Source organism: Microcoleus sp. S36a_B3 (assembly GCF_036700745.1).
GTDB lineage: Bacteria > Cyanobacteriota > Cyanobacteriia > Cyanobacteriales > Microcoleaceae > Microcoleus.
Genome location: NZ_JAUBPN010000025.1, coordinates 72,066 through 80,139, shown reverse-complemented (window position 1 = coordinate 80,139; position 8,074 = coordinate 72,066). Strand labels below are relative to the sequence as shown.

Below are 8,074 nucleotides of genomic sequence, written 5' to 3'. Positions count from 1 at the left end.
TGAGATTACAAAAAGCGCTCCTAGAAATAGGGGCGCTTTTTGTTTGGGGAAAATTCTGTATTTGTATTAGCACTTACCCATCAAGATCGAAGAAACCAATTTTTTCACCTAATAATTTAGCTCGGACGAATGATTTTCATAAAACCAGGTTTTTTGCCGCTAATTCACACCCTTCCTAATTATGTGTAACTTGAAGCGCACAAATTATTAATACTATTAGTAATGTTCGAGATTTGCGATCGCCCTTTCATGAAAAATCCAGCTTTTGAAATAACTCGGCAACCTGCAGAGTAAAGTCAGGGACAATTCAAATTAAATAAATCTCCAGGCCTCTGTCTGCCGCTGCTTCACAAATTCTAAATTCTCACTTTCCTTTTACTTTTAACATTTAACTGCTTGGCAATTGAGGTATAATAATGCAAAGCAAAAATTAAATTGAACCCAAAGAATATCAAAGTTAAAACAAGGGTAAAAAAAGAAGTAAACGACAGCCTAGAAATCATCGCAAACATCGCCAAAATGATAGAGAAAAACCCAAAACCCGAAGCGAAAGAACTTAAAATCAGCAACTGCACCTTAGACATAGTTTAATTTTAAAATTATCAGTAAAATTCACTCTTGGCAGCTACAGACGAGTGCCAAATGATACTTATTACTATATAGCGGAATTGCTCAGTTGCGCCAAGGGCATAACCGCGGTTTGCTTAAAAAGGTTGGAATTCTACTGAAAAATACAGCCCGCGCTCTTGCAAACTTCTGTCTCTCGACTTAAGATCAATCAAAGGAATTCCCCAACCCAAGCGAGCGTTCCACCTCTTGCCGTACTGCCAACGCAAGCCCAATCCCGCTGACAGCAAAGTATTTGTTTCCAAATCCGCCCTAGAGCCGCTATTCCAAACATTGCCAGCCTCCACAAACGGTGTCACTTGCAAAACTCCTTGGTTGTCGCCAATTCGCAAAATCGGATAGCGCAACTCGGCAGAAGCAAAAATTCCGCTATCGGCGAGCAAAGCATCCTGACGGTAGCCCCGCACTGTCTCCGGGCCGCCCAAACCAAATTGCTCCATCGGTAAAAGCTCACCTCCAGCCAACTGCACATCCGATCGCACCACCAGCAGCGTCTGGGGAGCCAACAACCGCAGGTACTGCAATTGACCCCGCCACGCCAAAAATTGACCGTCAGGCCCACTGCTGTTCACCGTAGCGCCAAATGCTGCCACTCCCAGACTGAACTGCGATCGCGCCGCCAAGACATCCCTCTCTCCCCTCCGAGTAAAATCCTGAAACAGCCTCAGCGCCGAAACCCGAGTTCTCCCGCGACTGTCAGCTCCCGGCGACAGCGGAAAATCCTCTCCCAGCAAAGATGTATCGCTTTCTCGCCTGCTCGCACCAATACCAAGAGCGATTTCTGTTCTCGCAGTTTGGACGATCGGCTGCCGGTAAGTCAACTCATAAGTCCGGCTCGACGACTCAATATCCAGCGCGTCAAAAGGCTGCTCAACAATATTGCTGCGACTCCTGCTTGCCTGAAAACTTACACTACCGTTGCGCGCATTCACAGGCAGCGCGTAACTAACATCTACAGTATTGCTGCCCTCACTATTTGTATAAATCAAACTCGCACTATCTCCCAAACCCGATAAATTAGCTTCGCGGACTTCGGCCCCGCGCCGCCAACTCCCCACACTCGGAGAGCGAGAATTATCTGTAAAAATCCCAGCTTGGAAAGTTTTTGATTCTTTGACTCGGACTAATAGCACATTAAAACCCGGACGAGAACCCGCTTGCAATTCTGCTGAAATATTTTGGATTTGACCGCTTAGTTGCAGCAGTTGCAGAGCTTCTAACAAACGCTTTTCCTTCAGTGGGCCTCGCGTTGCCAGTGCCAAACGACTTCTGACGTAGTTAGAATTCAGCCGCCTAGTTCCGACTATTTTTATACTTTCTAGCTTGCCTTCTAGCACCAATATTTTCACAACTCCACCCGCGAGCGTTTGCGGCTCAATCAGCGCTCCCGAAGTGATATAACCTTTGCTAAAGTACAGTTCATTGATAGCAGAACGAGCTTGCAGCAGTTCGGTGAAAGTCAGCGGGCGGCGTACAAAGTTTTTGAGTGCAGCATCTAATTCTTGCTTGCTAAAGACGGTGCTACCGACTACTTCAAATCGATCGACCTCGATCGTACCCGGAATGTTGGGCAATTCTTTAGCCTGTGCCGGCGCGGGAACTACTGGCGGCAAAAGCTGTTCTACCGGAGGTAAGGGCCCAGGGGGCGCGGGTTCTGGGAGTGGAGGTGGAGTTGGCAGCAGCGGGTTGGGAATCGAAATTTCCTGTCTGTTTTCTCCTCGGTTCGGCAATTGAGCGAGAGTTTCTCGTGACTGATTTTGGGCCGGTAGATCGAACTCCGGGATGTTGTTTTCTGGCTCTTGACTCTCTTTTTCTAATTCTGAACTTGAGTCTAAATCAGGAAGCCGATCGCGATCGTCTGCAGTTTCTGGATTAAGTTTTAATTTAAACTCTAAATTATCATTAAAAATTGGCGACCGGCCCAATGACTCGGCAGCAACCGCAGGCTGGCCAACACTTTGAGCTGTTAGGGGTACGGGCCAAATAACTGGTATTGAACAAGCAAGTGCTAATGTCCTGAAAAACTTGATTCTACAAAACGCTCTGGAATGTGGCCGGGCCATGACAGGTTAAACCCTTTTAGATTAAAGAATTGAACAATTGGGAATGCTTTACAGGCTCGGGGTTGGGAGCTTTCACGCGAGTTCCATTATTTGAGAAAAATGGTGTTAAGTAGAAGGCAGGAGGCAGAGGGCTTGCTTCGGCTTCGCTCTGGACAAAAAGAAGCAAGAAGAGATAGACAGCAAGCTTTTGAGCGATCGGACTCATAGGTTTAATTAGGTGGATTTACTTAGCAATATTTGATAGTTATTTATACTGCTACGAGTAGCCAAGCCGGTGTAATTGCTAATAATAAAGTCACTTTATCATTTTTTTTAAAGAATTAAATTCTTAATTCAATATAAAGATACTTGACAAAATACAAAGTTTATGTATTGTAAAATTGCTACTGAAAAAAGCTCCGACTTCCCCAAGCTAGCGCTGTAGGTAGGCGGAGCATTCTATCAAAGCGATGTCTGAGAAATAGGTGAATTTTGATAGAAATTACTACATTTTATTGAGCTGCGATCGCAATTCTTCCAACTCAGCGTCAATCACCGGACTCGACTCGGAGGTACTAGCAGTAGCAGTTTTACCCGCTGCGGGCAATTGACCTTGAGACACCGAACCTCCGCCCAGTTGAGCTTTCATCTGAGCCAACTCGTCGTCAACATCGCCGCCACTTTCGAGCAAGCGGAACTGTTCCTCTAAATTGCTGCCACCGGCCGCGAGTTCTGCTGATGCTCCCGCGCGAGCTTCTATCTGCAAAACTTTTTCTTCCATGCGATCGAAAGCTGCCATTGAACTGCCAGTATTCAGGGTGCCAATGGTGTTGTTAAGCTGTTCCTGGGCCTTAGCTGCGGATATTCTGGCCTTGAGCATATCCTTCTTAGTTTTGGCTTCGGAAATCTTGCTTTCCAAACCGATCAAGTTACGCTTGAGGCTTTCTACTTGACCCGATTGCTGTTCCAAACTACTTTTCAGGGTAGCCGCCGTTTCTGCGTGAGATTTCTTACGCACTAGGGCTTCGCGGGCCAAAGTTTCGTCTCCTTTTTGCAGGGCTAGCTGAGCGCGTTGCTGCCACTGGTTAGACTGGGATTCAGCTTGATTGTACTGAGTCTGGGTACGCTTTTGGGTTGCGATCGCGCTGGCAACGGCTTGACGCAACTGCACCAAGTCTTCCTGCATATCCGTCACGGACTGTTCTAAAATCTTTTCCGGGTCTTCAGCTTTGTTGACCATATCGTTAAGATTGGCTCTGACGACTCGGCTGATGCGGTCAAATAATCCCATAATCCTATTTTTCCTGTGAGGTGTACGAACTAGGCGGTAAGCAGGCTTGATAGCGTTAGCCCGCTTTGAGTTAAACTGATTTGGTCAGATGTTTCGCGCGATCGATCCTTTGGCAATTTTTGCAAACATATAAATACAGTTTAAAGCGATCGAGTCAGTGGTGCAGGCAAACTGATTTGATGCACCTATCTATTGAGTTTAACTTCGATCCGGGAATTCCCCAACACGCTTGTGAAGTATGTCTAACTCGGCTGTTGAGAATTTTTTGCCTTCCCAACTATTTTGCTGCTGGTTCTGGTTCAGGATGCGGGCGGCTCGCCAGAAGGCAATTTGGGTGTATTTTTGCCTGGAAGCATTTGTGCTTTCATCGCCGCCAACTCGGCATCGACATCTCCGGCACCTTCGAGGGAGAGAAACTGCTTTTCTAAATCGTTAGTTCCGAGTTCTGCGATTGCTTCAGAGCGAGCTTCTAGCTGCATGACTTTCTCTTCCATTTTTTCAAAGGCGCTCAAAGCGCTGCCGGTACTGAGATTTCCCATCATTTCTTGCAGCCTTTCTGAGGCTTTTGCCGATCGCGCTCGGGCAATATACATATCTTTTTTAGATTTTGCCTCAGAAATTTTACTTTCGAGCGATCGCATATTGTCTTTAAGTTGAGTCACCACAGCGTTTTGCTGTTCGAGACTAGCTTTCATCGCCGTTGCCGTTTCTTGATAGGTTTTTTTTCGCGTCAGAGCTTCCCGCGCCAAATTTTCCTCGCCTTTTTGCAAAGCTAACTGTGCCCGCTGGTACCATTCTGCCGCTGTAGATTCTGCTTGGGAGCATTGGCGTTCGGTACGTTTTTGAGCAGCAATCGCTCCTGCTACAGCTTGTCTGAGCTGGATTAAATCTTCCTGCATATCCATTACAGCTTGTTCCAGAATTTTTTCTGGATCTTCTGCAGCCCCTATCAAACTGTTAATATTGGCTCGAATCACTCGCCAAAGGCGATCGAATAATCCCATGAGCTCCGTCTCCCGATTTTATTAAATTTTAGATTTAGGGGATGGGGATTGACAATTAAAAAAACAATTTTGTGTTAGACAAAACATCGATCGCTGTCGGGCTTTGTCTAACAATTTAGTTGAATTTTTTTACTCTTTGCCTAGTTTATGGCTGATAGTATTGCGCCTTCACCCCTTTGGCTTGGAGTTCTTTTACCAAACGTTCTGCTGATGCCGCATCATTCAAAGCCCCCATTTGGATCTTGACACCCTTTGAGAAATTCCGCACGTAGGCATCGGGAACTGCGGTTCTGGCTTGCTGGAGAGATTTTGGGTTGGTGTAATCGGTGACAACATAATAGAATCCGTCGGATGCCCGTCTCGGAGTTCCGGCGGGGGCTGCGGCCTGTGGGGCTGCGGCCTGTGGGGCTACGGCCTGCGGGGCTGCGGTCGGTGTGGGAGGCAGTTTCGGCAGTGTCGGGACTGGTTCGGCCGCGCTGGGGCTGGGACTGGGCAGCAAAGCTGTGCTGAGATTGTTTAGTCCTTGTTGGGCACCTCTAGGAGGGTTGCCATCTTCTGTAGGAATTGGGACAGCGCCGACGGGGGCTGGAGGTGCTGGTGGAGTTGGCGGGATCGATGCTTTTGGCGATGGGGAAGCAATCGGGCTGGCTGTGGGCTTGACATTGCTGAGAGTGCTCAAATCTAGATCGACAAATTCCTTGGATACCAGATTAGGAGCTTTTGGCAGTTCTTTGGCGCTGCTATTTGAGGGGGCGCTAGCGGTGGGATTTTGGTTTGTTCCGGGCGCGGAGCGATCGAGCAAACGGTTCAAACCTGTCATTTTAACTACACTTGACGGGTGCATGACTGCGTAGCCCAAAGCTGTACAAGACAGCAGAAACAGCAGCATCGAACTCAGTCCCAAGGGAGTTAACAGACTAGCGGCCAAACTGCGTTCTGCAGGCTCGGTTTTTGCTTCGTCCAAACTTTCTATCAGTTTTTCGCTAGATTCGAGATAGTTTTGGGGTGCAAAGCCACTGCTAGATAATTTCGTGCCACCTCTGGTAGTTGCTAGCGGGGCATCGCCCTGAACGCCGGCCAGGGATAGGGGCAGCGATAGCGGCTGCTGAGTTTCCTCGACAGCTTCCAGCCGTAGGTTTTGGGTATTCTGTTGCTCGGTTGTGGCTGTTTGCTTGCCGGTACGAACTGATGGCGACACCCACTGTTCGGCGCGCCGCCTGTGCCTTCTGTATGTTGTCAGTTCTGCTTCTAGATTTACATCCAAACATCCCAGGGCTGCTTGCAAGGCAGGCTGGATTGGGGTTGATGAGGATTGATTTGGGGATTCAACCGAAGAACGCTTACTCATTAGCAAAACTCCTATCGTGTCTGAATTGATTTTAATGTTTTGATTCTCAACAAATAAACAAGCAGCTTTAAAACTTGCCTATTCTAGAATTAGTGGCTTTTGCCGTCAAGGTAACTGCTGCCCGATCGCCTGATTGCGATCGCCCTTTGCTATTTTTTCATAAGAAAAACGGCTCTCCTGATTTTGTGGTGATAAACAAACCGCATATCCTTACTCGCCCGGGCATCACTGAATCGCGAACAGTTGTGCTTGATACCGTATACACCATAAACCCAGGAGAGCCAAAAAACTCGGTAAGTGGGAAACTCAGCGACTTCAGTCCTGAGAGGAAAACGGCTCGGCGATTTCAATCGCCTTGAATCTTCAAGTTTAAAATGAGTAACTGTAGCCATCTTTGTGGTGAACAGTTTTGCAGTATTTATGACTAATTCCTTGCACCAATTTCTGATGTCGAGATATTGAATGAACCAGTCTTTCTAACCGCAATCCGACCAACATATTCACCTATTTTTTTACCACTGGTAACGATGGCTTTTACAATGTCGCCAGTTTGAAAACCTTTGACAAACTTGTTTCTCGGAACGTACCGAGATGGGAATCCAAATTTGTCTGTACGACACATTTGACGAGTCCCGTGTCCAGTTGCCTTGATTAGCAATGGTTTGCTCGTTACGACAGACAAGGATTCAACTTGGCCGACACAAGCAGCATCAAGCCAATGAGTTTTAGGTAGTTGAAGTCGAGTACGATTAAACTTTGTCAGTCCACCTGAACCAGTCAAAACGGGCAACCCCGTTTCTTTCAGACGAGAGAACAATGCCCACCGAGTTGAATTCACGGCAGCAGCATCTTTAAGCGGACGTTTTGCTTGTGCAAGGATGTGCTTCAAGATGTCAGGCTTTTCTGCTAAGAATTGCTTAACATCTTGAGTGCCTTTCTTCTGGTTGCACTTTTCGCAAGCAAGGCAGAGATTAGAAATTCGATTGCTTCCACCTTGAGCTTTCGAGTGAATGTGTTCAACTTGCAAAGCTACATTCTCAGCGTTGCAGTAAGCACATTTTCTGTTCCATTTGTTGAGTAGATATTCACGAACTTCGTAACCTTGCAGTTCGCCTTGTTGGTACTCAACGCCGGAAATCTCAGGATTTTCTAGTTGTTGTAGGTCAAATCTGACAAGTTCTTGAACGATCAAACTAATTGGTGCAAGTCTGCGTAATTTGTTAACCCAAGTTAGGGTGGTTTCTACCCGGTGCTGCAAGGATGGTGCTAACCAACTTTTTTGGCGGGTACGGTTTAAAAACCTTGCTTGGCGGTAACGAGTATGACGGTTTCGCCTTCCTCGACGCAGTGCGCGACGGGAATCAAGGCTTGCTTTGATGGTTTGACCCCGATGAGTTAGTTCAGCGCCAAAAATTACTTTTTCGCCTTCTAGTAAAACGATGCCAGTAGTTTTAGAGCCTGGATCTAACTTGAGACTAATTGATTCAATAGTTGCTGTTACCACCTTTTTGAGAATAATGGTAAACGGGAACCTTCTGAAAACAGCCGCTTTACCGGCGGTTAACAACTTGTGAGCCACTGACGGCTTACAAGGTATTAGTGGTCTTTTGTTTGTATCAAGTACGAAAATAAAATTGGACATTGTTGTGTCCCTCCACTTGCGTGTAATGTTAGCTTTGCCAATGTTATAAGAGCTTTTTGAACCTGCAACACTGCCTCAGTGACTTTAAGACTGTTTAATTGCAGATGACAGAGCAGGAAA

Annotated in this window: 4 protein-coding genes and 1 pseudogene; all 5 read right to left on the bottom strand. The window is 46.8% G+C overall.

What is annotated here, in order from left to right; genetic code table 11:
* Nucleotides 1–704: 704 nt before the first annotated feature.
* The 5 genes and pseudogenes from QUA01_RS22055 to iscB all read right to left on the bottom strand — a co-directional run bounded on the left by QUA01_RS22055 (nt 705) and on the right by iscB (nt 7,954).
* Entirely contained in the window at nt 705–2,552 is a 1,848-nt protein-coding gene (locus QUA01_RS22055; RefSeq protein WP_333092667.1) for a ShlB/FhaC/HecB family hemolysin secretion/activation protein, read from the bottom strand.
* A gap of 622 nt (nt 2,553–3,174) precedes the next feature.
* Nucleotides 3,175–3,960, bottom strand: a complete 786-nt coding sequence (locus tag QUA01_RS22050) for a PspA/IM30 family protein (RefSeq protein ID WP_333092668.1) — start codon at nt 3,958–3,960, stop codon at nt 3,175–3,177.
* A gap of 299 nt (nt 3,961–4,259) precedes the next feature.
* Entirely contained in the window at nt 4,260–4,964 is a 705-nt protein-coding gene (locus QUA01_RS22045) for a PspA/IM30 family protein (RefSeq protein WP_194010978.1), read from the bottom strand.
* A gap of 145 nt (nt 4,965–5,109) precedes the next feature.
* Nucleotides 5,110–6,312 (bottom strand): SPOR domain-containing protein, encoded by a 1,203-nt coding sequence (locus tag QUA01_RS22040; RefSeq protein ID WP_333092669.1) that lies wholly within the window; start codon nt 6,310–6,312, stop codon nt 5,110–5,112.
* A 369-nt stretch (nt 6,313–6,681) separates the two neighbouring features.
* A pseudogene (iscB, locus tag QUA01_RS22035) lies at nt 6,682–7,954 on the bottom strand (RNA-guided endonuclease IscB).
* Between the last annotated feature and the right edge of the window lie 120 nt (nt 7,955–8,074).